The following is a 26,278-nucleotide window of genomic DNA, read 5'->3' as shown; positions in this document are numbered from 1 at the left end:
ATCAGATTAAGAACGTATTATATGAATAATTTTATTTTTACATTTAAAACAAATATTGTAATTGAATACGTTTGATGATAATTTACAAGGGACATGTCGAACAGTTAGCTGATTTTCAAATGACAAAGGAGGAATAATAATATGGTGTTGAGAAAAAGCCTGATGATGGTACTAGCAATGATAATGGTATTCGTGACAGTTGGGGTATCCAAATCATCTGCTGCTACTGGATTTTATGTAAGCGGTACCAAATTATATGATTCGACAGGAAAGCCTTTTGTCATGAGAGGGGTTAACCATTCTCATACGTGGTTCAAAAACGATTTGAATGCCGCTATTCCAGCTATCGCCAAAACAGGTGCAAACACCGTACGTATTGTATTATCCGATGGAACTCAATATACCAAAGACGATATCAACTCTGTGAAAAATATTCTGGCGCTGGTCAATCAATATAAAATGATCGCTGTTCTTGAAGTGCATGATGCAACAGGAAGCGACGATGTAGCCAAATTAAATAATGCTGTGAACTATTGGATCAGTATTAAAGATGCTTTAGTTGGCAAAGAAGACCGAGTAATCATCAATATTGCTAATGAATGGTACGGCTCATGGAACAGTGAAGGTTGGGCGAATGGCTACAAACAAGCTATTCCTAAATTGAGAAATGCAGGACTTAATCACACACTAATCGTAGATGCTGCGGGTTGGGGACAATATCCACAATCGATTGTAGATTACGGACAAGCTGTTTTAGCAGCCGATTCTAAAAAGAATACCGTATTCTCTATTCACATGTATCAATATGCAGGGAAAGACGATGCTACTGTAAAAGCCAATATGGAGAATGTACTCAATAAAGGTCTTGCTCTGATCATCGGCGAATTTGGTGGATTCCATCAAGGGGAAGATGTAGATGAGTATGCTATTATGAAATATGGTCAGCAAAAAGGAGTCGGTTGGTTAGCATGGTCATGGTATGGTAATAGCTCTGATCTGTCTTACCTTGATCTCAATAATGGCCCCGCAGGTAGCTTAACAACTGCTGGAAATATTATTGTGAATGATCCTAATGGTATCAAAGCGACTTCGAAAAAAGCAGGTATTTACCAATAATAGATTCAGTCATCAATCATTAATGGAGTCTGTCATAAAATACAAAAAACAGCTGAGCGTTTGAGCTGTTTTTTTGTTATTTAGACATTGGGGAATAGGAGCAATACCTTTATAATAGAAGACAGTAATCAATCAAGTGCATAAATAGAGGAGCTGAGCAGAGATGAGAGAGTGTCAGAATTTAGCTGAGGTTAGAGAAAGTATCGATCAATTAGATGAACAGATCATCCAGTTAATCAGTGAGCGTAGTCAATACGTCAACCAAGCCGCTTCTTTTAAAAAAGATACAGATGCAGTGAAAGCACCAGCTAGAGTAGAAGCCATAATTACCAAAGTCCGCCAACTGGCAACAGAGCACCAACTAAATCCTACTATTGCGGAAAGTGTATATCGAGCGATGATTGCTAGTTTTATTGAAGATGAGCTACAAGAGCATCAGCGGATTCAGTCAACACGACCGTCATCTCAATAAAGAAGATCATCACAAAGAAATAAATATACTTAAAGGTAGTTGTTATCGACTACCTTTTTCTAATCCAAAATAGAAAGTAAAGTCAGTCCTTTACTACAAAATGAGATAAGCAGACAAAGTTTTTTTGCAGTGTTTTTGTACAAGCTTTATACTGAATACAGGTTATACAATAACGATCATTTACAATAGCATGTATCAATATGTTTTCATATGTACAATGACTAACGGGGGTTCTGACATGACAGCAACAAAATTAACAGTAGGTTTGATTTACGGTGGTAAATCTGGTGAACATGAAGTTTCTTTACAGACTGGATTTTCTGTATTAAATGCAATCGATTATGACAAATATAACGTAGTACCGATCTATATCGATCCTCAAGGACGCTGGAATATGGGAGACGCGTACCATGCAGCACCTGCTCAATTAAGCGATCTACAGATCCGTGGTGGGGAAGAAGCTACTTCACAAGCGATGAGTATTCTTTGGAAAAAATTAAGCGGACAAACTAGTGAAATTGACGTATTGTTCCCGCTTCTTCATGGTACATATGGTGAAGATGGCACGATTCAAGGACTTTTTGAAATGATGGATATGCCTTATGTTGGTGCAGGTGTACTTGCTTCTTCTACAGGTATGGATAAAGCGATTATGAAAAAGTTATTCGCTCAAGCTCATTTGCCACAATGCAAATATGAGACTTTTATTTCAAAAGAATGGGAAACGCAACAATACGATATTTTGACAACAATCGAAACGAATTTAGGGTATCCTTGTTTCGTCAAACCCGCTAACTTGGGCTCAAGTGTAGGTATTTCCAAAGCCAAAGATCGTACTGAATTAGAAACAGCGATTGCTTATGCACTACGTTATGACTTGAAAGTGGTTGTAGAAGAAGCTGTAGACGCACGCGAAATCGAAGTCGGTGTACTTGGCAACGAGTTACCACAAGCTTCGGTTCCTGGTGAAGTCGTATCTAATAGCGATTACTATGACTATGAAGCAAAATACATCGACGGCACATCTCAAATGGTGATCCCTGCTGAAATTGATAGCGAACTTGCTGAAAACTTACGTGAACTGGCTATCCGCGCATTCCGCGCAATAGATGGAAACGGCTTATGTCGTGCCGACTTCTTTGTACGTCGTAGCGATGGCGAAATCTTTATTAACGAAGTGAACACAATGCCAGGCTTTACCGCATATAGCATGTACCCATTACTATGGCGTGAAACCGGTACAGCCTATCCAGACCTATTGGATCAATTAATCACTTTAGGTATAGATCGCTATAACCAACGTCATGAACTGAAGTATGGAAGAGAATAGTCCAATTTATAACTATTTCTATCCAATCAGAGGCATATAGCGATCCCCATATCGAATAATGTAAATAAATGATTATTCTTTTCCTCATTACATCATATTATTCGATACGAATGATCACTAACGCTATATATTTAAAGTATTTAAAGTATTTTATATTATTTTTATAATGTCCCATAATGATTAACCATAAAAATCCCTACAAAAAATTCATCAATTTACGCCCAGTAAATCATGAATTTGTCCCTAAGTTCTCCAAGTCTCTAAAGTCTCAAAATCTCTAAAATCTTTAAAGCTCTAAATCTTTAAAATCTCTACAAGCCTTACCATCTCTACAACCATAAAAGCTAAACTACAAAACATTCCAATACCAAAATAAGCACCAAAACATCAAGCATGGAAAGCATGGAGAGTATTTCAATTATTCAGATGTTTATGTACCAAACCGCGTGGAAAAAGTGTAGGTACCTCTAGCGGAGGGGATAGAATGTTCTGAAAGTCGCATTTAAGACTCGGATATCGACTGCTTGCAGTCTACTTCAGATATCCGATCTTAACAGCGACGGGAAGAACATCTATCCCCGAAGCGTCCGTACCTCACCTCAACCACCGCCCACTCGAAAGGAGCAATGACCATGGGATTTCAAACCGAATTTAACTCTGTATGCAAATTCAAAAACGAACAAGAACTGCTCGAACTTTTAGAATACGGCAAAGGCAAAATGCTCAAAAGTGGATTTCGCGTCTATCCAACCGGACAAAAAGTTATCGCTTATACACCGAAAAATGTAGCAATCGCAATCGTGAAAATCACAGCATCTATCGCTGAAATCAATTTTCAAGGTCGGGAAGTAACCGCAGTAGAATTGGAATTGGTTCGCAAATTAACAGACGAAGAAGCACGAGTGCAGACCGATCTTGCGCATGAAATGTTTTTCGGAGAGCAAGAATCGGTTTAATCATACACATACAGAATCCTATCATCATCAAATGCTTTTCTTCTGTATACACCAGTGAATATTACTCTAGAGGAGGCACTTGAAATATATGATTGTACGATTCGGCTATGTGGCGATGTCACTTGAAATCGCAGATTCTTCACCTTCCAAAACAATGACTATGGCTAGATTTAGCAAACTGCCAGATCGCGAAGCAGGATTGCGTCTGTTAGAACAAATCGCAACAACCAACTTACACAATACACTGCGTTTATTACGCCATAATGTAGCAGAAGGTATCCAGATGTACCGATTTTCATCCAAATTGATTCCGCTGGCGACTCATACTGATTTGCATGATTGGAATCCGTTTGAAGCGTTAGCAGAACCATTTGCAGAGATCGGCGAGTATGTGCGTAAACATGATCTAAGAGTGTCGTTTCATCCGGATCATTATACAGTGCTCAGTACACCAAGACCGGAAGTGCTGATCTCGTCGATTCGTGATCTGCAATATCATGTGAATATGCTCAAAGCGATGGGGCTGGATGCTCGTTCGAAGAATAATATTCATATCGGCGGTGCGTATGGGGATAAGCCTACGTCTGCTGCACGTTTTGTAGAACATTTTGGTCGCTTGAGTGCAGAGATTCAGTGCCGGATTACGCTTGAAAATGATGACAAAACGTATACTACCGGTGAGACGCTTGCAGTCGCTCAACAGACTGGATTACCGATGGTACTAGATATCCATCATCATATGGTGAATTGTCATGGAGAACCTGCTTCAGACTGGTGGGAAGAAGTCGCTAAGACATGGGAATCGCCATTAGCACGCACCGATGTGCCTGAAGGTGTACATTTACCACCCAAAATCCATGCCTCTAGTCCAAAAAGTGAAACCGATCGCCGAAGTCATGCTGACGGTGTAGAAGCTGGCCCTTTACTTGATTTTCTAAGAGTAGCTGCACGTACTTCTTCTCATCTGGATGTGATGCTGGAAGCGAAGCACAAAGACCATGCGTTATTTCAATTGATGCGTGACTTGACAATGTACGAAAACGATGGAGTACGGATCATAGACGGTGGAAGTATCGAAGTGTTCTCATGATATAATGTAGTTAGATGTCAATTCCAGAAATCAGGGGGAATGAAATGATGGAAGAACAACAAAAAGTACCTTATGTAGTGAGCGGAAAAAGCAAAGTAGCGGTAGCTATTAATGCAGCTTCCAAAACGGGAGAATGGATCAAAAGCAAACTAGGCGATTATAAACAGTTGAACACCAAAGTATCTTCACAAGATTTGGTAACAGAAGTCGATAAAGGCGCAGAACAAATGATTCGCAAATTGATCTTAACGTACTGCCCGGACGATGAATTTTTGGGCGAAGAAAGTGTAGGCGCAGGTGCGGCGGCTTCCGCTCAAGCGATCAATGCGGTTAAAGATTCAGAATATGTATGGATCGTTGATCCTATCGATGGCACGACTAACTTTGTGCATGGTTTCCCATACTATTGTGTTTCAATAGCATTAGCACACAAAGGCGAAGTGATTATCGGTGTGATCTATGATCCTTCTCATGATGAATTATTTGTAGCCGAAAAAGGCAAAGGCGCTTATGTGCATGGTAATCTAATGAAAGTCTCGCAAGAAGCTACACTGGGTGAAAGCTTAGTGGCTACTGGATTCCCGGCAGATCGTGGTGAATCGTTACGTCTGAATATGAGTGGACTGAATGCGATTGTACCGAAAGTACGCAGTATTCGTAATGAGGGTTCAGCAGCTCTACATTTAGCTTATGTAGCGGCAGGACGGCTTAGCGCTTATTGGGAAATTGGATTAAATGCTTGGGATCTGGCGGCAGGTTCACTGTTAGTGACCGAGTCCGGTGGACGTATTGGCGATATTTCCGGTGAAGATTATCATCTAGCTGTACGTAATGTATTAGCAACCAACGGTCATATTCATCAAGAATTAATGACTGAATTACATGAGGCAGGCTTACAACATATTCCTGCGCAAAAGTAATCTAGAGATCATCGACCAATTGCTCAGCTTACGATTAGTATCTCTACTTTTTTGGGTAATCATAAGATAGAGAGAGAAGTTATACTATAACGCATAAAGTCCTTATGGCGAATCTATTATTATCGTTAAAGGAGTGAGTCACGATGAGTTCATTTGAGAAATCAGCAGAAGAATTGGAACGCGAATTGACCGAGCGTCTGACAGAAGGTCTGATGCAAGAAGAAGATCGTGAAGTAAGAGAACGACGGATGATCCCTTCAAAGTATGAGATTCGGATTCAGACGACACTTGATCCAATCGCTGAAGAAACCAAGCAGTATCGCAAAATGGCAAAAGAAATTGATGGACGTTATGATGAGTACATGAACAAAATCAAGCGCCCAGAGTCAACAGATGATACAGAGTCTCGTTGATTATAGGATACAGGGTACAGAGCTGTTATCTATCACCCTCCAGGGAAAATAGATAACAGCTTTTTTGGTGTGCATACGTCAACAAATTAGATTGAGATATACAGACACAGAAAGGGTGAAGCAGTGAATGAAAAGCAATTCTAAAGGCATACTGTATTTTCTCATGATTATGCTTGTTCTGGTCAGTAGTGCAGGCATAGGAAGTTCAGCTGTACATGCAGCAACCACAAGTCAGACTCCAGATCCCAAGCGAGCTTTTTCACATATGGTCTTTTTAGGAGATTCGCTTACAGCAGGATACGAACCAGGTGTAAAAGCTTCTCACTATGATGGCTTTGCACCACGATTAGCAGAGCAAGGATTGTTCCGCGCAACCGTACAATCAGATAATCACAGTATACTTGGGCTTACAAGTACAGGGCTGGATAATTATCTAAGTGCGGTCACCGCAGGAACAGCGATCACGACTAAAGATATCCAAAGCAATTTGCCAGGAGCTGTCTATACGTTAGATACAGTTCAAGCGAAAAAAGATATTGCGCAAGCAGATCTAATTACGATCACGATTGGTGGCAATGATTTTTTGAATGCGCTGGGTTCTTTAAATGAATTACCACAAGACATTTCCAGTCTTAATCTGGATCAAGTAGGAACAAAGTACAAAATCAATATCGACAATATTATGAAACAAGTCATATCACTCAATCCTAAAGCAACTATCGTGGTTGCAGATCAATATCAACCTATGCCTGTTCAAGTAGGTACCAAATTATATGCAGGGCTTAATACAGTCGCAAATCAATTTAGCCAGATTGTAGATCAAACGGCGAAATCGTATGTAGCCAAAGGATATGATGTACGTGTAGCTCATATCTCCAAAGACTTCCCGGACAAAGAATTAGCGATGACTCATATCGCCGAGGGAGATATCCATCCGAATCAGACTGGATATGATGCGATAGCACGTACATTTATACAGACGATCTGGGGAAGCAAAGGCTACCTGAGTCCATTTGTAAAAGGACAATCTAGCTCTTCTGCAACACCTGTAATTGTAACGAATGGGCAACCGTTAGCAACAACATATAAACCTATTATTCGAAATGGCAAAACGTATGTAACGTTGCGAGATGTAACAACAGCTCTAGGTGCCACAGTAAATTGGTCTAATACTTCACAAACAGCTACGATCCAAAGTGGCAAAAACAAAATCAGTATTCCTGTAAATAGTGAAAAAATAAAAGTAAATGGGGCTACGCAGTCTGTCGATTATGCTGCTTTTGTTCAAACGACTAAAGGAATGAGCAAAGTCTATGTGCCTTTAACTGTACTCACTCAAGCATTTGATTATGATGTACAATATGTAGCCCGCTGGAAAGCTGTTTTTGTCAGATCATAATTGAAGTGAATTCATAATATAAGTAATGATGATAACGACCAAGTGACAATAGAAAATATAGTAATAAAAAAAGACATTCTATCTCAAAGGATGTCTTTTTTTGCTAATACTATCAATAGATTTGTGAACCTATTTATAAACATATACTGAAATTTTAGATCATTCACGCTATAATAAACATACAGTAATTGGAATTTAATTAATAAAAATGTAAACGTTATCATTAAAAATGTAAATACGTCGGGGTAGCAAAGGTGGAAACCATTCTTATGTTTACCAGAATTAAAAGCGCTTACAATAATTTAGGTATTCATCGTAAAATGTTGCTACTGATCTCTGCATTGTTGTTAGGAAGTTTTGCTTTTTACGCATTGGTATTAAGCAATTTGTATGAAACGTATGATAGCCAAATGTACGAAAAGACATCTGAATTACTGAATATGTCTTCTGTCGGTATTGAAAATCAACTGAAAGATATGGAACATTTATCATTTAAAGTGGTTACCGACGAACAATTGCAACGCTACTTAACAGAGCTGGAACAGACCAATTCAGTGTATCAAAAAAATGTATTACGCAAAAAGCTAACCAATCGGTTGATCGCTTTTGCAGGTTCGGAGCCTTTTGTTTATTCGATGATGGTGATCGACAAAGAAGGGGAAGTGATGTCAGCAGGCAATCGAGAAGGGATACCGGCTGAATTGCGAACCGATCTAACTACATTAGCCAATCAGCATGATGGAGCCAATTCGTGGTATGTCGGAGGCAAGTCTTCTTTGTTAGCAGTTCGTCAATTCAAAGCTTTTACCGGATCAACCTTCACGCTCAAAAATCTAGGTACAGTGATTATTCGGATTCGGATAGACCGGATTGTCGATAAACAGGTGCATCAGTCTGCTGGAAGTACACTTGTGATCGCAGATCATCAACAGATTGTTTATCCTGAAAAGGTGTCATTTAGCGAGACTGAGATCAATCAAGAATTGAGTCGCAATCAGCCTTATGGTGTAGTGAATTTGCCGGAAGGTGGTTATTTCTCTGCTCGTATTCAATCGCCATATACCGGATGGACATACTTGCATATGACGCCATTTGATCCGATGTTTGAACGAATAACATGGATGAAGCGTCTGGTGACGATTATATTTATCGCGATCTTTTTACTGGGGCTAGCATTTGGCACACGATTATCGCGCAGTATTACAAGACCGATGGAACGCTTGTTGCAGAAAATGAGAACCGTAGAGACTGGCAATCTGGATCGTCTGGAAGAATTAACACTCGGGCCTGTGCTTGAAGGATCACAGACTGAAGTAGGGTTACTGCACCGCACATTTAACCGAATGTTACTGCGAATCAGTGAATTGATTGATGAAAATTATGCCAAACAATTGATTATTCGCGAAACTGAACTCAAAGCGCTACAAGCACAGATTAATCCTCATTTTCTCTATAACACCCTAGAATCGATTAACTGGATGGCGAAAGTCAACAAACAATCCAAAATCTCTGAAATGGTTGAAGCGTTAGGCTTTTTATTACGCAGTTCTGTCAATATGAGTGAAAAATTGATTCCGTTAGGACGCGAACTTGATATTGTTTATAGCTATGTCACGATTCAGCAAATGCGCTTTGAAGAACGTTTGCATTTTGAAGTCGATATTTCTGACGATCTCAAAGATGCTCTAATTCCCAAATTAACGCTACAACCGCTGATCGAAAATGCGATTCATTATGCGCTGGAACCGAGTGTTAACGTGTGCCATATTCGTATTGTAGTGAGACATGAAGAAGACCTGCTCTATATCAGTGTAGAAGATGATGGACCGGGAATGACGGCTGAATTTCTAGAACGTCTACATAGTGGACAAGTACAGACGCGTGGTGAAGGGATTGGACTCAGCAATATAACCGAACGGATACGGCTGACATTTGGCTCGGATTACGGAATGGAGATCGAAAGTTTGCCCGGTGTGATTACTGCTTTTCATATTCGTATTCCTTATGAGAGAGGGGAAGCGCAAGATGTATAAAGTATTGTTAGTCGATGATGAACGGATGATCTTGGAAGGGATATCACAGGTCGTGAACTGGCATGAAAGTGGAACCGAATTGATCGGTACCGCACGTAATGGACTGGAAGCATATGAGCGTATTCAAGAAAATTGCCCTGATATCGTAATCAGCGATATCTCTATGCCCGGACTCGATGGAATTGGACTGGTCGCCAAAACCCATGCTGCATTTCCAGAGGTGCGCTTTATTATGTTGTCCGGTTATAAAGATTTTGATTATGCCCGTAGAGCGATGCAGTACGGGGTGAAGCATTATTTGGTGAAGCCTTGTAACGAACGCCAGATTCAAGAAGCGATCAGTGAATTGTTATCCGAACGTGAGGTTGAGCATGAGCGTGATGAATTTGTAAACAGTATGAAAGAGCAATTTACTCGCATGTTGCCACAGGTGAAAGAACAATTTCTGAAAGAATTTATCGCTAATAAAATGTACGGGGTGCGTGACCTTGCTTATTATGAGCAATTATTTCATCTGAATCTGCGTGACCGTCCGGTACGAATGGCTTTGATGCGTGTTGAAGAATCGCATGAATATGAACATTTATTTGCACTCAAAAATATCGCTGATGATCTGCTAGATGGTGTGTTGATGGGAACAACGATTCATATGCAAGATGAATTACTGCTTTTACTGGATGATCCTGAATCGATTACCAAGCTGATTGGTGATCTGGAACATGTACAACAAGTGTTTGCAGGCTTTTACAAATTAGATGTGACGATTGCTCTAAGCGAACCGGATTATATGATCTCATTACGGCGAATGTATCGGGATACACAGCAATGTATGAATCACCGCTTTTATGTAGGGGAAGGCAGTATTATTACCAAGTCGGATCTAGCATTGGCTGATCAGAAAGATAATACTTCGTTTGAAATGGATGAAGAAGCATTCACATTGCTAATTAAATCCGGACAAATGGAAGAAGTGACCGCAGAGATTGATCGTTTATTTGTAACATTAGCGGAATGGCGTCATGATATCGGAGTGACTCGCTCGTATGTGCTTCAATTATATGCAGTGATGATCCGTCTATGCTTGCCAGAAGAACGTTCTTTATTTACAGGTCGAATGGCAGAACTGGCAATGCTAGATACATTAACTGGATTACATGAGTTCGTACAGGAAGCCGCTGCTTATTTAACGATGAGTTACTATAAGAGCAATGTGAATCGCCAATCTTCTGTCGTCAATAAAATGATTCAGATCATCGAGCAAAATTACACCAGTGCTGAATTATCGCTAAACGGAGTTGCTAATCAAATGCTGTATATGAATCCAGACTACCTCGGTAAGATTTTCAAAAAAGTGACCGGCGATAATTTCTCCCATTATGTCAATCGTTATCGAATCGAACGCTCCACCGATCATATCCGTCGTAGCGGTGATGTCAAAGTATTCGAACTCGCTGAACTGTTCGGATTCGGTGGTAACTCTCAATACTTTAGCCAAGTATTCAAAAAGTGGACAGGCATGACCCCAACCGAGTACCGGAAAAGTGAAGAGTAGAGCAAAAGCAAATACAAAATAAACTTATTGTAGATATAACTTATTGTAGCTATAACTTGTAATGAAGTTTTATCTTTTGGAGTTTACTTGTCTAACTATTATGCTGTGATGTAAATGAATGGATACGAATAATAGTACACTTCAACAAACAACAAACAACAAACAACAAAGAATAAAGCGACTTTTGATGGTCGCTTTTTATTTTGACTCAAATCTATCTAGCGTATCTCAGCGCACAAGCGAAGAGCATCATCATATTCTGAAAGAGCGAAGCGATCGCCTTTGTCATGAAATCCCTACCGCATAGCGGTTATTCAAGGGAGTTCATGACAACAAGCGACGATAAGAATAAGATGATGATCGTAGCGACAGCCCCTTGATACCGTAAAATAAACCAAGTTCATACAAATATCCGTCTTAGCAGAAATTCAGACTACTCTGTTTTTTACACGATCACATCGGATTTGTGTATTCATTTGTGATCTTCCATCTGCGAAAATGAAGATACCACTTAAATGTAAGCGTTAACAAAAAAGGAGCATCATCACATTCTACTTATTGATTTTGAGCAATATGAACAGCAATCATCAGCTTGATTAACGAAAGGGGAGAATATAATGAGAAAAAAGACAGCACTGGTATTGATGGTTACAATCCTACTTTTCATCACAGCTTGTGGTAATTCAGGTGGCGGAGGAAGTAATGCTAGTGGAGGTACAGACGGCAAAACGCTTCGGATCGCTTGGTGGGGATCAGATACCCGACATGAATATACTCAGAAAATTATTGATATGTACAAAGAGCAAAACCCCGGTGTAAATATTGATATCGAATATGCTTCTTTTGATGATTATTGGAAAAAGCTAGCTCCACAAGCGGCTGCTAATCAATTACCGGATATTATGCAAATGGACGTATCTTATATTAGCCAATATGCTAAAAACGGACAGTTGGAAGACCTGACCCCATACTTAGGAAGCAAAATTAAAGTCGATGATGTGACTGAAAACGTACTTAAAACAGGTGTAATAGGTGGCGTACAATACGGTATGCCAACAGGGGTTAACGTTCTAGGATTCCAATACGATCCAGCGATTTTGAAAAAAGCAGGCATCAGTGAAATTCCAGACAACTGGACTTGGGATCAATACAAAGAAATCGCACTTAAAGCGAAAGACAAAGGAATCTATTTTGATAGCTCGATGGCAGCAGATATTTTCTTTAACTACTTTTTACGTACCAAAGGCCAATCGCTTTACAATGCTGAAGGAACAGCACTTGGATATGAAGATGATGCGCTATTTACAGAATTCTTCGGTATGTTAGCTGAACTGATCAAAGAAGGCGCAGTACCTTCTCAGGAAAAATTGAACCAGACCAAAGGGATTCTGGAAGAATCCGATATTGTAAAAGGTACAGGAATCGGGATCTGGCAATGGTCGAACCAATTCGTAGCGTTACAACGTGTCGTCAATCGTCCGATGGAGCTTGCTCCGATGGTAGGCCCTGATATGGAAAAAGGAATTTATATGCAACCAAGTATGTACTGGGCTGTAGCGAAAAGCTCGCAATCTAAAGACGAAGCAGCTAAATTTATCGACTTCTGGATCAACAATCAAGATGCCAATAAATTGATCAAAGGTGAGCGTGGTGTACCGATCTCTGCGGCTGTTAAAGAAGCTGTAGCACCAGAACTAAGTGAAACCGAGAAACAAGTATTTGATTTTGTCGCTAAAATGGAGCCAATTAGTTCACCAATGAGCCCACCACCACCTGTAGGGTCGGCTGAGATTATTGCAGCATTAACCGATTATGTAGAGCAAATTAACTTTGGACAAGCCACTGCTGCTGAAGTCGCACCGAAGTTCCGGGCAGATGCGAATGCGATCTTGTCGAACAATCAACCGTAACGAACTCGTTAGCTGATAGATGTAGAGAACGTGAACCGATCGCTGGAGAATGTATATCCAATCGGTTCACGATTTTCTTTCAAAATCTCAACGATCTGAGGAGGTGCGAACGCTTATGGCTATACGTAATGAGTCTTTAAAAACCAATTTGACCGGCTATGCTTTTATTAGCCCTTTTATTATTGGATTTCTGGCTTTTACTTTGATCCCGATGTTTATATCGTTGTATCTTTCGTTTACTAGCTATAACTTGTTTACTTCGCCACGCTGGATAGGACTTGGTAATTTTGAAAAAATGTTTACCAATGATCCGAAATATTGGAACTCGGTCAGAGTGACCATTTATTATGTTTTTGTAGGTGTTCCTTTACGATTAGCTTTTGCTTTATTTGTAGCGATGGTGCTCAATACAGCATCACGGATGGTGGGTACATATCGAACGATTTATTATTTACCATCCATTATTGGTGGTAGTGTAGCTGTATCTATTATGTGGCGTAATATTTTTAGTGAGCAAGGGATCGTCAACCATTTCTTAATGGCTTTCGGCGCAGCACCTGTCAATTGGTTTGGTAATGCTACCGCTGCACTGGGCATGCTGATCACGTTATCGGTATGGCAGTTCGGTTCATCGATGTTGATTTTCCTTGCTGGCTTGAAAAATATTTCACCTGAAATGTATGAAGCCGCCAGTGTTGATGGTGCTTCACCTGTACGTAAATTTATGAATATTACATTACCGCTACTCAGTCCGGTTATTTTATTTAACCTGATTATGCAGACGATTAGTGCATTTATGACATTTGTACCTGCCTATGTTATCTCCAAAGGAGAAGGCGGGCCTCTGGATGGAACAATGTTGTACTCACTTTACTTATTCCGTCAGGCATTTATGTTCAACAATATGGGTTATGCGGCTGCGATGGCTTGGGTAATGTTGATCTTTATCGGTATTCTAACATTTGTATTATTCAAAACATCTAAAATGTGGGTGTTCTATGAATCAGAAGGAGGACGTTAATTATGGCTGAACGTAAAGCGTCTATCCCTGAATACAATGTAATGAGCAGTACACGCGCGCAAAAAGGGTGGTTCTGGCGCAAAATCAAATGGCCTATATATCATATCTTTGTCGGGTTACTGGCGATCTTGATGATGTATCCTATTGCATGGATGTTGCTTAGTTCATTTAAAGAAAGCCGTACCATTTTTGCGACAGCCAATACATTATTGCCTGCTCAATGGATGTGGGATAACTATATTACTGGTTGGAAAGGTGTCGGTGGTTATTCTTTCGGGCATTATATGTGGAATTCATTAGTAATTGTAGCGATATCGACAGTCGGAGTAGTTATTTCTTCGGCAGTGATTGCTTTCGGATTTGCTCGTTTGAATTTTAAAGGTCGGAACTTCTGGTTTGCGATTATGATGGTGACCTTAATGCTACCTCATGATGTGGTATTGGTTCCGCAATATATTATTTTCACTAAATTAGGATGGTTAAACAGTATTGCTCCTATTGTGGTACCGCAATTTTTCGGTGCACCATTCTTTATTTTCTTGATGGTACAGTTTATCCGTACGATTCCGAAAGATCTGGATGAAGCGGCGACGATTGATGGGTGTGGCAAATTCCGTTTGTTTATACAGATTATTTTGCCATTGATCAAGTCTTCTCTGGCGACAGCAGCGATTTTCTCTTTTTACTGGCGTTGGGAAGATCTACTCGGTCCGGTACTCTACTTGAATTCACCGGATAAATATACGGTCTCAATGGGATTGAAAATGTTTTTGGATAGCGAATCTTCTTCTAACTGGGGAGCGATGTTCGCGATGTCTATCGTAAGTCTATTGCCTGTGGTAGCGATCTTCTTTGCTTTCCAAAGACATATTGTCGAAGGTATCAGTTCTAGCGGGATCAAAGGATAAGATTACTGATCAACAATAGCTAGGTAGATATCTCATACTGAATATTTTATATTGCTCGTTATTGTAGTTATGGAAATAGATGTTATGTACCGTATAGATAATCATTAAAGCGATCTATGCAAGGATGGTGAAGCCAAATGAATCACAAATCAGCTACTGAGACGGCTACAGAACAATGGCGGATCACCGAAGGTGGCGATGCCAAGGCAGCATTAGGTGATCCTTCATCTACGCTTCATGCATCTGCAACGGATCTCTCGGCACATAAACCGTTATTATCACCATTGCGATATGATTTTGGACCGGGAGAAGTTACTCCCGGTTATATATCTGTGTCTCCTGATGATCGATATGAAAATATACAGACTGGATCAAGTTATGGATTTGCACATCCAGAGAGAGTATATGGACGAGATCGAAGCGATATGCTAAGTGGAGATCAATTCGCAGAGACGTCTAATCATTTGCTAAGTAGCTTCTGTATTCCACTGGGCACTTCATTTATAACCGATCTGCCTAACGGTACATATCAGATCCAGATTACGGTTGGAGATGAACAAGCCGCTACTCATACGATCATTAAATGTGGCGCTGGCAAGCTGATGTTACCGCCTGTAGATACATTGCCCGGTCAATTTGTAAATAAACTATTTACCGTTCCGGTGATTGAACATCAACTGCAACTGCATATCAGCGGCAAAGCTCCACGTCTAAATGCGGTTGAGATTACAGCTGTACCGCAAGCACTCAAACTCTTTATCGCTGGCGATTCAACAGTGACTGATCAGAAGCAAGGCGGAGCTCCTTATGCGGGTTGGGGACAGATGTTACCTGCAAGATTCAAGCACGATGTCTGTGTCGATAATCATGCAGTATCCGGTCGCAGTTCCAAAAGCTTTATTGATGAAGGTAGACTGGCTATAATTGCAGACCAGATCAAAGCAGGCGATTTCTTATTAATTCAATTCGGTCATAATGATGAAAAAAATGATCCGGCACGCGGTACAGAGCCATTTACTACATTTAAAGAATACTTATTGCAATATATCGAAGTCGCTCGTACCAAAGGGGCAACTCCCATTTTGATAACTCCGGTTAGTCGGCGTTACTTTGGCGCAGATGGCGTTCTTACAGATACTCATGGCGACTATATTGTAGCAATAAAAGAATTAGCGACAGAGCAACAGGTTCCACTAATCGATCTCGCTCAGCAGACCAAAGTATTGTTAGAGTCACTGGGTGAAGAACAAAGTAAATCGTTATTTGTCTGGCTCTATCCAGGGGAGTATCTACATTTTCCCGATGGGATGGAAGACAATACTCATTTTCAAGAACAAGGTGCTATCCAGGTGGCAGGGCTTGTAGCTGAAAGTATTCGTGCGTTGGCGATTCAACCGTTAGTAATGTATTTGCGCTAATGCTAATATCGTTACTTTTGTATAGAGTGGTCATTATTACATTTCGAATCTACTGACAATCTAATATGCGATACAGAAAGGATGATTAGTTATGCCTGCTTTACAATTTGATGAACAGCATATACGCGATGTGATTGATCGTGTGGTTGAACGTACATTTAATATGGATTTTCGCTGGGATTGGCCGGGTGGAGTTGCTTTTTACGGGATTTGCGAAGCCTATGAAGCAACAGGAAAAAAGGAATATCTAGACAAACTTAAAATTTGGATCGATGAGCAGATTGAAGAAGGATTACCACAGTTATCGGTCAACGGGGTATCGATCGGTCATTGTCTGCTTACCTTATATGAAGCAACAGGCGAAGAAAAGTATTTAGATATTGCAAAAGAAATGGCTGAATTTCTAGATAGCAAAGCAGAGCGTTTTGCAGATGGTATTTTCCAGCATACTGTCAATTCACTTACCGATGTATTTCCACAGCAAGCATGGGTAGATACGATGTTTATGGCAGGGTATTATTTGCTACGGATCGGTCATTTGTTAGGCAATGAGAAATATATCGAGGATGGCTTGAAGCAGTATCATGGACATGAAGAGTTTTTACAAGATAATGATACTAATCTGTATTATCATGGTTGGGATCATGTGAATCAGCATCATATGTCAGGCATGTATTGGGCGCGTGGCAATTCATGGGCGGCACTGACCATGGCAAAAGCATTGAAGTTTATTCCAGTACAACATCCATCGTATATGATTATTGATGGTTCTTTGCGAGATCAATTAAGCGCTCTCGTACGTCTGCAATCACCAGAAGGATTATGGCATACCGTACTTACCGATGAGACATCTTATCTGGAAACATCCGGATCTGCAGGTATTGCGACAGCATTATTGTTGCAAGGCAGACTGTACAATAAATATACGCAAAAAGCGATTGACGGCATTTTGTCGAAGATCAAAGAAGATGGCACTATAACAGGCGTTTCCGCAGGTACAGCCGTCATGAACGATATTGATGGCTACCGCAAAGTACCTGCCAAACGCATTCAAGGGTGGGGACAAGGACTGGGCTTAGCTTTTTTAGCCCAATTGGTACGCACCAAAGAAGATGTATTTGGTTGATTATCATGAAGCGATCATATCGATCGTTATTTTGAAAAAATATAGCATAGTATTATTCCTGGACATTTTAATTCAGCAAATAAGATATAAAAAACACGCTGTTCTTATTCAAAGAGCAGCGTGTTTTCTTTAGGTTACATGCAGTGAAACGACAAATTTCTAGCTGCTTTGTCTTACCGTAACATTCGTTACTTTTTGATCAGAACTTTTAGTCATAAATAAAGTATAATGCTTAGAATCTTTCTCAATAGATAACACTTTGTTACTTTCGATAGGTTGAACGTTCCACTTATCCTGTTTTAATTTCGCAATATAGTCTGTAGTTAATGTATCAAATGTTTCCGGTACTTTGTAATTTTTTAGATCATTATCAGAAATCGTAGCTACTTCTGTAGCACTTGAAGGAACAGGCAAGTTATTTAATTCAGCCACATAAGAGAACGTATCTTTTGATGGTTGAGAAGATGTAGAATTTGAGCAAGATGCAAGTAGAACAACAAAACAGATTAACAAAAAACGCATATCTTTCCCCCTTCTCTAGACAGGTGAATTGTATAAGTTTAGAGCAAAGGTTGCTTCACAATCGAGAACTGATGATCTAGATTCTCAACGATCATATAGAGTAGACCATTCTCATATTTAATAAATTTGGATACCGTATTCTCAGATGTTTGGGGCATTTGCCAGATTTCTTTACCATTACGATCATACAGATAATTCTTCTGTTCACTATTATCAATGAGAAAGACTTGATTGTTATTGTAATCGGTTGTCCATTTTTCATCACGATCAGCTAACGTACGAATCATTTCATAGACAGGTTGACCTGTAGCTAGATTGTAACGAGCATAGATTGGGAAAGGTTTGTCTGTATTAGCGCCTAACGGATTTCCTTTAATATTGGTCGTGTAGACAATCAATTCATTCGATTGTAATTGAAAATCAGCATCTAGATTCCACGGTACTGTAATCGTTTTGGCTTTTACATTAGGATGAGCAGTATCCCAAATGTAAAATACATTTTGAGTTTGCATCAAGCTACCACCATTATATTGAGCGACTACGTAATGAGAGAATGTTTTTACTTGAGCTGGATTAGCATTTTCATAGTTAAACGTCTGCTGAATCGTTGGCGTTGTAGTCAGAGATGCTTGTTTCCAGGGTGCATGATAGACAGATAACTGCTTGCTCGACTGAACAACAATTTGTTCTTTGCTGGTAGACGTAGGAGCAGACCATGCTAACTGCGAACCATTGCCCACAACGACTTGATATAAGTGTGTAGGTAACGTAACCGTTGATAAAATTTTGCCTGATGTTGCTTGAGCTGTCGATAATGTAATTTTTTGTAGAGATTGTTTATGTTGTACAATTAATACTAATTTGTTAGAACTGGTCAATACGTTATAGCTGAAAATACGATCATACGTATTGTTCCAAAGAGGCATCGATGTGTTCAAATTCACGATTTCTATGCGGTTATTCGCTATATCTACCAAAACTGCTTGATCATGAGGTAGATTCACAATCTGTGTATCGATCCGAAAATCGTCGGGAAAAGATAAATGATCATCTGTAGGATTAGCAGCAAATGCTTGTACAGGTAATAATAGCAATAGTGTTAACGTTAGAATCCATTTTTTCATCACAGGTAATCCTTTCTGCACATCCTTTATTTTATGTAGCATACCTATATATATTATACCGTATATTTGCAGCATGTGTACTATTTAGATTTGACGAGGTAAATAATAGGCTTTATGGTAATAATATAAAAATAATGATTGAAAAAGGGGTTGCTCTTATGGCTAGTGAACATATCGTACTGAATCAAGGACAAAATACCAATCTGGCGCAAGGTGATTCGTTAAAAATAATGATTCAATGTGATGCTTCACCGTCGCCGCTGGATATCAGTTGCTTTATGGTAAATGAAGCAGGCAAAGTACCTTCAGATGATTATTTTATTTTTTACAATCAAAATGTCGATCCGCATCAATCAGTGCATTTGGAACAAGCGACAGAGCGGAGTACACAATTTGCGTTAAATATGACTAAATTGCAAGCGGCTCCTATTGCCAAATGTGTATTTACAGCTACGTTAGAAGGGGCAGGCACATTTGCAGAAGTACAGGGTTGCAAAGTGGTGCTTACGCTTGGTGAACAAGAGATTACATATACGATTACAGAAGCGACAGCAGAGACTGCGCTTATTTTTATAGAAGTGTATCGCTATCAGCAAGGGTTCAAAGTGCGAGCGATTGGACGTGGATTTTTTGGTGGTTTGAAGCCTTTAGCAGAATCATTTGGTGTAGAAATTGACGATAGCCCTGAAGAAGAAACAGCGCCTTCGCAAGCAAGTCCGGCTGATCCAACACCTGCGCCGGTTGTTGCTGAGCCTGCATCGATACCTGAACCTGTCACCCCACCAGCGAATACATCGATAGGCAAAATCGATCTGCTCAAACGCAAAGTTACCTTATCACTTGAGAAGAAACAAATCCCTCCGATTCAAGCCAGAGTGGCGGTAGTATTCGATGCATCGGGTTCGATGTATTCTTTGTACAAAAAAGGGGTCGTGCAAGAAGCTTTTGAACGTATATTGGCGATTGCGGCGGCATTTGATGATAATGGGGAATTGGATGTATGGTTTTTTGCCAAAGAATTTCTACGTGCGCCAAGTGTACGTGCTGAGGATTACAAAGATTATGTCGCACGCACCTATAAGTTAGGAAGTAAAGGTGGAACAAATAATGAACCGCCTGTGATGGAAGATGTGATTCGCAAATATACAGTCGAAGAACCGAATGTACGTATTCCAACGTATATTATCTTTTTTAGCGATGGTGGAGTCAGTAGTAAAAGCAAAATTACCAAATTAATTACCGAAAGTTCTCATCAAAATCTATTCTGGCAATTTGTTGGACTGGGCAATGCGAATTATGGTATTTTGCGTCAGTTGGATGAACTCAAAGGACGTTTTATAGATAATGCCAGCTTTTTCGAATTAGACGATATTTCTAAAGTGAGCGATGAAGAGCTATATGATCGCCTATTGAACGAATTCCCAAGCTGGATTATAGAAGCAAGACGTAAAGGAATTTTGGCATAAATTATTACTAATAAAGATAATTTTTTTTGGATTTATTATTAGTTGAATAAATGCAAATATTTTAAAAATCGATTGTTATAAATAATAGAAGGTATTTAAATACCATTTACAACTTATATACAAATATATATCTTTTAGCTTTAGTTCTCAAAATAAAGTTTAGAACATGTTTAAATAATGTTTTGTTTCAGTCGATATACTCGTCTTCTACTGTGATTAGTATTATTAAATATTTGGAGGTTATGAACAATGAGTGGAATTATTTATCACTATACAAGTATTGAGACACTTAAATTGATTCTTGAAAATAATACCTTAAGATTAAATAATCTAAATAACGCGGATGATTTAGAGGACAGTAATATAAATTATTTTAAAAACTTACGAAAATGTATTTTCATTAGTAGTTGGACAAAAGAAAAAAGAGAAAATATTGTATTATGGAGTATGTATACCAAAGCAATGAGAGGAGTTCGTATAGGCATTGATTATTCTAATATTAAGCTTATTAAAACAAATGAAAATAACATAGCCAATATAGAAAATAGTGAGCATATTTTAGCATTTCAAAATGGAGATTTTTTTATTGATGTTAAATATGTAAATAACAGTTCGATGATAGACATAATTTCTGAAGGTAATATTAACCGTGAGTCCATGAAAGAACTTGGTACTTTAAAGAAAGAAGAATGGAGTTCTCAAATGGAATCACGATTTTTATTATTAGCAATACCTCGTGATAAAAATATTTTTGCTAGTATTTTTCCTTTAGAAATATCATTTTTTGAATCTATATTGCATAATGATAATTTAGTTGATACTGTTTCTAAAGATAATTTTTTAGATCACATTGACATAATTTTAGAAGATTCATTTTGGAATAATGCTGAAATATTAATGGGGCCAGGAACTACTGATAAAGATTTAATAGAAGTTAAAAAACTACTACAAAAATATAAAGAAAATAATAATATCCAAACTAAAAAAAGCAGTTTGAAAATAAATACCGATAGATATAAAAGAGATTAATGTAAATAATTTTAATATATTATTCTACATCTGATTAAATTTTTAAAATAAATTTAATGTAATATTTTCAAAAAATAGAGCGGGAAAATAGTTACATATCCTATATGCTCGACAGGTGAATGAAGCTATTTTCCAGATTTATTTCCAAAAGAAAAAATCATACATGTATTAAAGAATTTGATATACATCGAAAAAATGTTCTTTACTTAACTGAAACAGGTATGATATATAAACCCTATTTTCATTTCGCATATCAATACGATATCAAATCTAGCACAATTATACTAATACATAGAACCGAAAGGATGATCATTCATTACATAATCTATATCATCGTAATAAGTACAATATTAACGTATTAAATCGGCATTTTGTTTAAATATACGGTAAGAACGCTTCCCCCAATTGGTTCCCAACACACCGAGAATGATCAAAGCTGTGCCGATGATATGGTAATACATCAACTGCTCATGCAAAAATACAGTGCCTGCGATCATCGACGTAATCGTCGCAAAATTGCTAAATACGCTCATTTTGGTTGCTTCCAGATGAGAGAGGGCATAACTAGATAGCAAAGTTGTGCCTAGCGAAGATAAAATACCTAGATACAATAAAGCCAATCCATAATCCGGTTGTAGCAAAGGCTGAACATATTCAATCATATTCCCGAGTACCAGATGGCGACCAAGTGCTACAACATTAAATAACACACAAGCTGTAATCATCGTCACCCATGTTAATTGAAGCGGATTATACTCTCGTGTTAGCGGACGAGCCAGTACCCCATACCCTGCAAAACAAAGCGCAGACCCCACCAGCAACAAGATGCCACCCAGATTGCTCAACGAAAAGTTAGTACCGCCTTTCATGATAAAAATAAACACTACCCCTATCACAGAGAGTAACAGCGAACCTTTCTGTATCCATGACGATTGTTCTTTGAGAAAATAAGTAGCCAAAATCAATGTGAAAATAGGTGCGGTTGCCTGTATAATGCCAGCTTCGGAAGAAGAAGCATACAACAACCCAAACGCTTGAAAAGCAAAAAATAGAATCGGCGATAACAACGCCAAAGGTAACATGCGCCAGATATCCCGCCATGTACAAGTGATCTTGATCCAACCAAAAGCAATCGGAATTCCCATCACTAGCGTAGATAACAAAAAGCGATGCGCCAGTACATCGAGTGGATGAGCGGTATCGACAGTCATTTTCATAAATAAAAACGAAAATCCAATAATCAGTGCATAAGCCAGTGCAGCCAAGTAAGCGGGTAAACGCTTTGAATCTGTAGACATCGGTATACCTCCAAGCGATAATTTGTAATATGAAGTGAATGCTTATTCAATATACCGTGGCGAGTAAACCGTTCACAATCATGATAAATTCAAACTGTACCGATACAGATAGAGTAGAAGATAATAGAAAAATGGATGTAGCATATGACATACTAATGCTACAAAAGCATGACATCTACATAATTCGAAATAATGATTTATCCATCACTCGGACTCATGTATAACTCCGTATCAAAATGAAAAGGTTGGCAAGGAGCAGATTGGATGAATAAACAACAACAATTAGCGGTACATATCGAACAGCAGATTCAAGCAGGCATTTTGTTATCCGGGCAGAAGCTACCTTCGATCCGATCCATGTCTCAGACGCACAACTGTAGCCCATCGACTGTCATTGGAGCCTATGAACAATTAGCGCATGAGCGTTGGATTTACGCTATTGATCGCAGTGGATATTATGTAGCACAGCAAGGATATAATCAACAGCGTTATCCAGTGCGTGAACAGATTGATTTGTCATCAGCAGCGCCAGCACCTGAGTTGTTTCCTTATGACGATTTTCAAAGTTGTCTGAATCAAGCCACTCATGTCTACCGAGATCAATTATTTTCATATGGGATGCCTCAAGGTTTACCTCCATTATTATGTGAAGTAAGACAGCAGTTAGAAGAAGTACAAGTATTTGCGCGCAAGTCTCAGTTATTTGTCACATCAGGGATACAGCGAGCATTGTCGATTTTGACGATGATGCCTTTTCCAAATGGTCGGCAGACGATTATGATCGAGCAACCGAGTTACCATTTATTGATCGAATTACTGGGAGCACTTCATGTACCTGTGGAAGGAGTAGAGCGAACAGTGAATGGACTGGATTGGGAGCGAATCGAGACTCTTTTCCAGAGTGGAGAGATTAAGTTCTTTTATGTGATTCCACGATTTCATAATCCATTAGGAACATCGCTATCGACAGCAGATAAGAAGCGATTAGTCGCATTAGCGGCAAAGTATGATGTGTATATCGTAGAAGATGATTATTTGTCCGATCTAGAACACGCTGTCTCGAATGACCCGATGTATGCATATGACACGTCAGAGCATATTATTTATCTCAAAAGCTATTCCAAGATTCTTTTCCCCGGTCTACGGATCGGTGTAGCAGTTTTGCCAGCAGCATTAATCGATACCTTTGCTCAATATAAACGATTGCTCGATATTGATAGTTCTGTACTATCGCAAGCCGCATTACATATGTATATCAAAAATGGAATGTTTACCCGTTATCGTCGCTATCTGCTTGAAGGATATGATCGCCGAATCAAACAGTTGCATCGCACACTGGATGCTTTATCTGCTGACCCTATTTTTGCAAATGCTCCTCGTAATCAGGCAGTGCATACCTTTTTACGATTACCTGATAATTTCCCAACTTCTGTGTTGATCCGGCGTTTAGCACAGCAGAGCATTATCGTCGGCGATGGTAGCCAGCACTTTTTACCAGACAGTCCATATACGATTAATCTATTACGGATGAATGTATCCAATGTACCTGAAGAGCAGATTGACCACACGCTAAACATTATCGCCAAAGAAATTCGTAAGTTATCGATTACGCCTAAGTTATATGAGTAATAGTCTTCATCTACTAAAAATCATTGTTCTACAGCATACGGTAGACGATTCAGGCAAAAGAAAAGCGACCTGTGATATACTCACAAGTCGCTTGATTTACGTTTTGGATTATCAAAACTATATAAGAATATTCTTTAGTATAAAGTCTGCTAGCACATTACTTCCCTGCTGCAACCAACTTCAACGCTTCATCTGCCGCTTGCAACGTCTGATCAATATCAGCATCCACGTGAGCGGTTGTTAAGAACCATGCTTCATATTTCGAAGGAGCCAGACATACACCACGATCTAGCATATGACGGAAGAAAGATGCGAATTTCTCACCATCGGTATCTTGCGCTTGATCGTAATCAGTTACCGGATGATCGCAGAAATGTGTAGAGAATGCGCCACGAATACGGTTAATGGTCATCGCTACACCATGACGATCCGCAGACTCACGTAATCCATCCGTTAAGCGAATAGCTAGACGTTCCATTTCTTCATAAACTCCTTCGCCTTGCAACACTTCTAGACAAGCAATCCCTGAAGCGACAGACGCAGGATTTCCTGCCATCGTACCTGCTTGATAAGCAGGCCCTAGTGGAGCGACTTGTTCCATAATATGTTTGCGACCACCATAAGCACCGATCGGCAGTCCACCACCAATAATTTTACCAAGTGCTGTTAAGTCAGGCATGATCTGATCGTGATTGTCTAATCCAGCATATGTCTGACTGGAACCGTAATGGAAACGGAAAGCTGTAATGACTTCATCGTAAATGACTAAAGCGCCATAATCATGAGCTAACTTACATAACCCTTCCAAAAATCCCGGAGCAGGCATAACCATACCAAAATTACCGACAATCGGCTCTACCATTACGGCTGCAATCTGATCGCTCCAGTGTTCTAATGCTTCACGTAGCGCTTCTAGATTGTTGAATGGTACAGTGATAACTTCTTGCGCAATACTGGTTGGAATCCCAGCGCTATCTGGAATCCCCAATGTTGAAGGACCAGAACCTGCTGCGACAAGCACCAGATCCGAATGTCCATGATAACAGCCAGCGAATTTGATAATTTTGTTGCGTTTGGTATAGGCGCGCGCAACACGAATCGTCGACATCACTGCTTCAGTACCGGAGTTCACAAAGCGAACTTTATCCAGAGAAGGAATACTGTCTTTGAGCATCATTGCTAATTGGATTTCAAGTTCTGTCGGTGTACCGTAAAGGATTCCATTTTGGGCAGCTCTTGTAATCGCTTCAGTGATATGTGGATGGGCATGTCCGGTGATGATCGGGCCATATGCCGCTAGATAATCGATATACTTATTGCCATCGACATCTGTAAAATGAGCGCCTTTCGCATTAGCCATAAATACAGGTGCGCCGCCACCGACAGCTTTAAATGAGCGAGACGGGCTATTCACACCGCCTACAATATGTTCTAGTGCTTGTTCATATAATTGGGAAGAACGTGTTCGTGGATTCAATACAATCGCTCCTTATTCAAAATAACAGCAACCACCGTCCAGACAAGAAAAAAGCGCCCTTTAGATGGG

At 39.5% G+C, this 26,278-nt stretch carries 22 protein-coding genes; 18 read left to right on the top strand and 4 right to left on the bottom strand.

The genetic code is table 11. The annotated features are described in order from the left end of the window. Window positions 1–141: 141 nt before the first annotated feature. From QCD85_RS14560 to QCD85_RS14490, 15 genes are all read left to right on the top strand, one after another. Complete coding sequence (locus QCD85_RS14560; protein WP_273614784.1) at window positions 142–1,116, top strand: glycoside hydrolase family 5 protein; 975 nt, start codon at window positions 142–144, stop codon at window positions 1,114–1,116. A 163-nt stretch (window positions 1,117–1,279) separates the two neighbouring features. Further along, complete coding sequence (locus tag QCD85_RS14555) at window positions 1,280–1,588, top strand: chorismate mutase (protein WP_301263060.1); 309 nt, start codon at window positions 1,280–1,282, stop codon at window positions 1,586–1,588. Between the two features lie 238 nt (window positions 1,589–1,826). Then, window positions 1,827–2,918: a D-alanine--D-alanine ligase gene (locus QCD85_RS14550; protein ID WP_301263059.1), complete on the top strand. Its 1,092-nt coding sequence runs from the start codon at window positions 1,827–1,829 to the stop codon at window positions 2,916–2,918. Window positions 2,919–3,550: 632 nt separating this feature from the next. Next, window positions 3,551–3,874, top strand: a complete 324-nt coding sequence (locus QCD85_RS14545; RefSeq protein WP_274171040.1) for a hypothetical protein — start codon at window positions 3,551–3,553, stop codon at window positions 3,872–3,874. Window positions 3,875–3,962: 88 nt separating this feature from the next. Continuing rightward, on the top strand, window positions 3,963–4,964 hold the full coding sequence (uvsE, locus tag QCD85_RS14540) for a UV DNA damage repair endonuclease UvsE (RefSeq protein ID WP_301263058.1): 1,002 nt from the start codon (window positions 3,963–3,965) through the stop codon (window positions 4,962–4,964). Between the two features lie 47 nt (window positions 4,965–5,011). Then, a complete protein-coding gene (locus QCD85_RS14535; protein WP_301263057.1) occupies window positions 5,012–5,884 on the top strand; it encodes an inositol monophosphatase family protein in 873 nt (290 codons plus the stop codon). 143 nt (window positions 5,885–6,027) lie between these two features. Further along, window positions 6,028–6,297: a hypothetical protein gene (locus QCD85_RS14530; protein ID WP_301263056.1), complete on the top strand. Its 270-nt coding sequence runs from the start codon at window positions 6,028–6,030 to the stop codon at window positions 6,295–6,297. A 127-nt stretch (window positions 6,298–6,424) separates the two neighbouring features. Further along, window positions 6,425–7,696 (top strand): stalk domain-containing protein, encoded by a 1,272-nt coding sequence (locus QCD85_RS14525; protein WP_301263055.1) that lies wholly within the window; start codon window positions 6,425–6,427, stop codon window positions 7,694–7,696. A gap of 269 nt (window positions 7,697–7,965) precedes the next feature. Beyond that, the gene (locus tag QCD85_RS14520) at window positions 7,966–9,729 is read left to right on the top strand and encodes a sensor histidine kinase (protein ID WP_301263054.1); all 1,764 of its coding nucleotides are present in this window, start codon (window positions 7,966–7,968) and stop codon (window positions 9,727–9,729) included. Beyond that, window positions 9,722–11,281: a response regulator transcription factor gene (locus tag QCD85_RS14515; protein ID WP_301263053.1), complete on the top strand. Its 1,560-nt coding sequence runs from the start codon at window positions 9,722–9,724 to the stop codon at window positions 11,279–11,281. Before QCD85_RS14520 ends, QCD85_RS14515 begins: the two co-directional genes overlap by 8 nt. A gap of 617 nt (window positions 11,282–11,898) precedes the next feature. Further along, complete coding sequence (locus tag QCD85_RS14510) at window positions 11,899–13,191, top strand: ABC transporter substrate-binding protein (protein WP_273614794.1); 1,293 nt, start codon at window positions 11,899–11,901, stop codon at window positions 13,189–13,191. A 115-nt stretch (window positions 13,192–13,306) separates the two neighbouring features. Then, window positions 13,307–14,212 (top strand): carbohydrate ABC transporter permease, encoded by a 906-nt coding sequence (locus QCD85_RS14505; RefSeq protein WP_204826615.1) that lies wholly within the window; start codon window positions 13,307–13,309, stop codon window positions 14,210–14,212. 41 nt (window positions 14,213–14,253) lie between these two features. Continuing rightward, on the top strand, window positions 14,254–15,120 hold the full coding sequence (locus QCD85_RS14500; RefSeq protein WP_273616224.1) for a carbohydrate ABC transporter permease: 867 nt from the start codon (window positions 14,254–14,256) through the stop codon (window positions 15,118–15,120). Between the two features lie 137 nt (window positions 15,121–15,257). Then, window positions 15,258–16,538, top strand: a complete 1,281-nt coding sequence (locus QCD85_RS14495) for a rhamnogalacturonan acetylesterase (RefSeq protein ID WP_301263052.1) — start codon at window positions 15,258–15,260, stop codon at window positions 16,536–16,538. 91 nt (window positions 16,539–16,629) lie between these two features. After that, window positions 16,630–17,664, top strand: a complete 1,035-nt coding sequence (locus QCD85_RS14490) for a glycoside hydrolase family 88/105 protein (protein ID WP_273593132.1) — start codon at window positions 16,630–16,632, stop codon at window positions 17,662–17,664. 159 nt (window positions 17,665–17,823) lie between these two features. Here the strand turns inward: QCD85_RS14490 and QCD85_RS14485 are convergent, their stop codons facing one another. Then, entirely contained in the window at window positions 17,824–18,186 is a 363-nt protein-coding gene (locus QCD85_RS14485) for a hypothetical protein (RefSeq protein WP_301263051.1), read from the bottom strand. A 38-nt stretch (window positions 18,187–18,224) separates the two neighbouring features. After that, window positions 18,225–19,310: a hypothetical protein gene (locus QCD85_RS14480; RefSeq protein ID WP_301263050.1), complete on the bottom strand. Its 1,086-nt coding sequence runs from the start codon at window positions 19,308–19,310 to the stop codon at window positions 18,225–18,227. A gap of 158 nt (window positions 19,311–19,468) precedes the next feature. Here QCD85_RS14480 and QCD85_RS14475 point away from each other — a divergent pair, with 158 nt between their 5' ends. Beyond that, entirely contained in the window at window positions 19,469–20,776 is a 1,308-nt protein-coding gene (locus QCD85_RS14475) for a VWA domain-containing protein (RefSeq protein WP_301263049.1), read from the top strand. A 249-nt stretch (window positions 20,777–21,025) separates the two neighbouring features. Further along, window positions 21,026–21,805, top strand: coding sequence for a DUF2971 domain-containing protein (locus tag QCD85_RS14470; RefSeq protein ID WP_301263048.1), 780 nt, complete (start codon window positions 21,026–21,028; stop codon window positions 21,803–21,805). 350 nt (window positions 21,806–22,155) lie between these two features. Here QCD85_RS14470 and QCD85_RS14465 read toward each other — a convergent pair whose 3' ends face one another. After that, the gene (locus QCD85_RS14465; RefSeq protein WP_301263047.1) at window positions 22,156–23,103 is read right to left on the bottom strand and encodes a DMT family transporter; all 948 of its coding nucleotides are present in this window, start codon (window positions 23,101–23,103) and stop codon (window positions 22,156–22,158) included. A gap of 264 nt (window positions 23,104–23,367) precedes the next feature. Here QCD85_RS14465 and QCD85_RS14460 point away from each other — a divergent pair, with 264 nt between their 5' ends. Further along, window positions 23,368–24,732, top strand: coding sequence for an aminotransferase-like domain-containing protein (locus QCD85_RS14460; RefSeq protein WP_301263046.1), 1,365 nt, complete (start codon window positions 23,368–23,370; stop codon window positions 24,730–24,732). Between the two features lie 157 nt (window positions 24,733–24,889). Here QCD85_RS14460 and QCD85_RS14455 read toward each other — a convergent pair whose 3' ends face one another. Continuing rightward, the gene (locus QCD85_RS14455; RefSeq protein ID WP_274171029.1) at window positions 24,890–26,209 is read right to left on the bottom strand and encodes a glutamate-1-semialdehyde 2,1-aminomutase; all 1,320 of its coding nucleotides are present in this window, start codon (window positions 26,207–26,209) and stop codon (window positions 24,890–24,892) included. Window positions 26,210–26,278: the final 69 nt, after the last annotated feature.

It is taken from the genome of Paenibacillus sp. PsM32, assembly GCF_030433815.1.
GTDB classification, from domain to species: Bacteria; Bacillota; Bacilli; order Paenibacillales; family Paenibacillaceae; genus Saccharibacillus; species Saccharibacillus kyungheensis.
The sequence above is the reverse complement of the archived record's forward strand: the minus strand, read 5'-3'. Positions and strand labels throughout refer to the sequence as shown.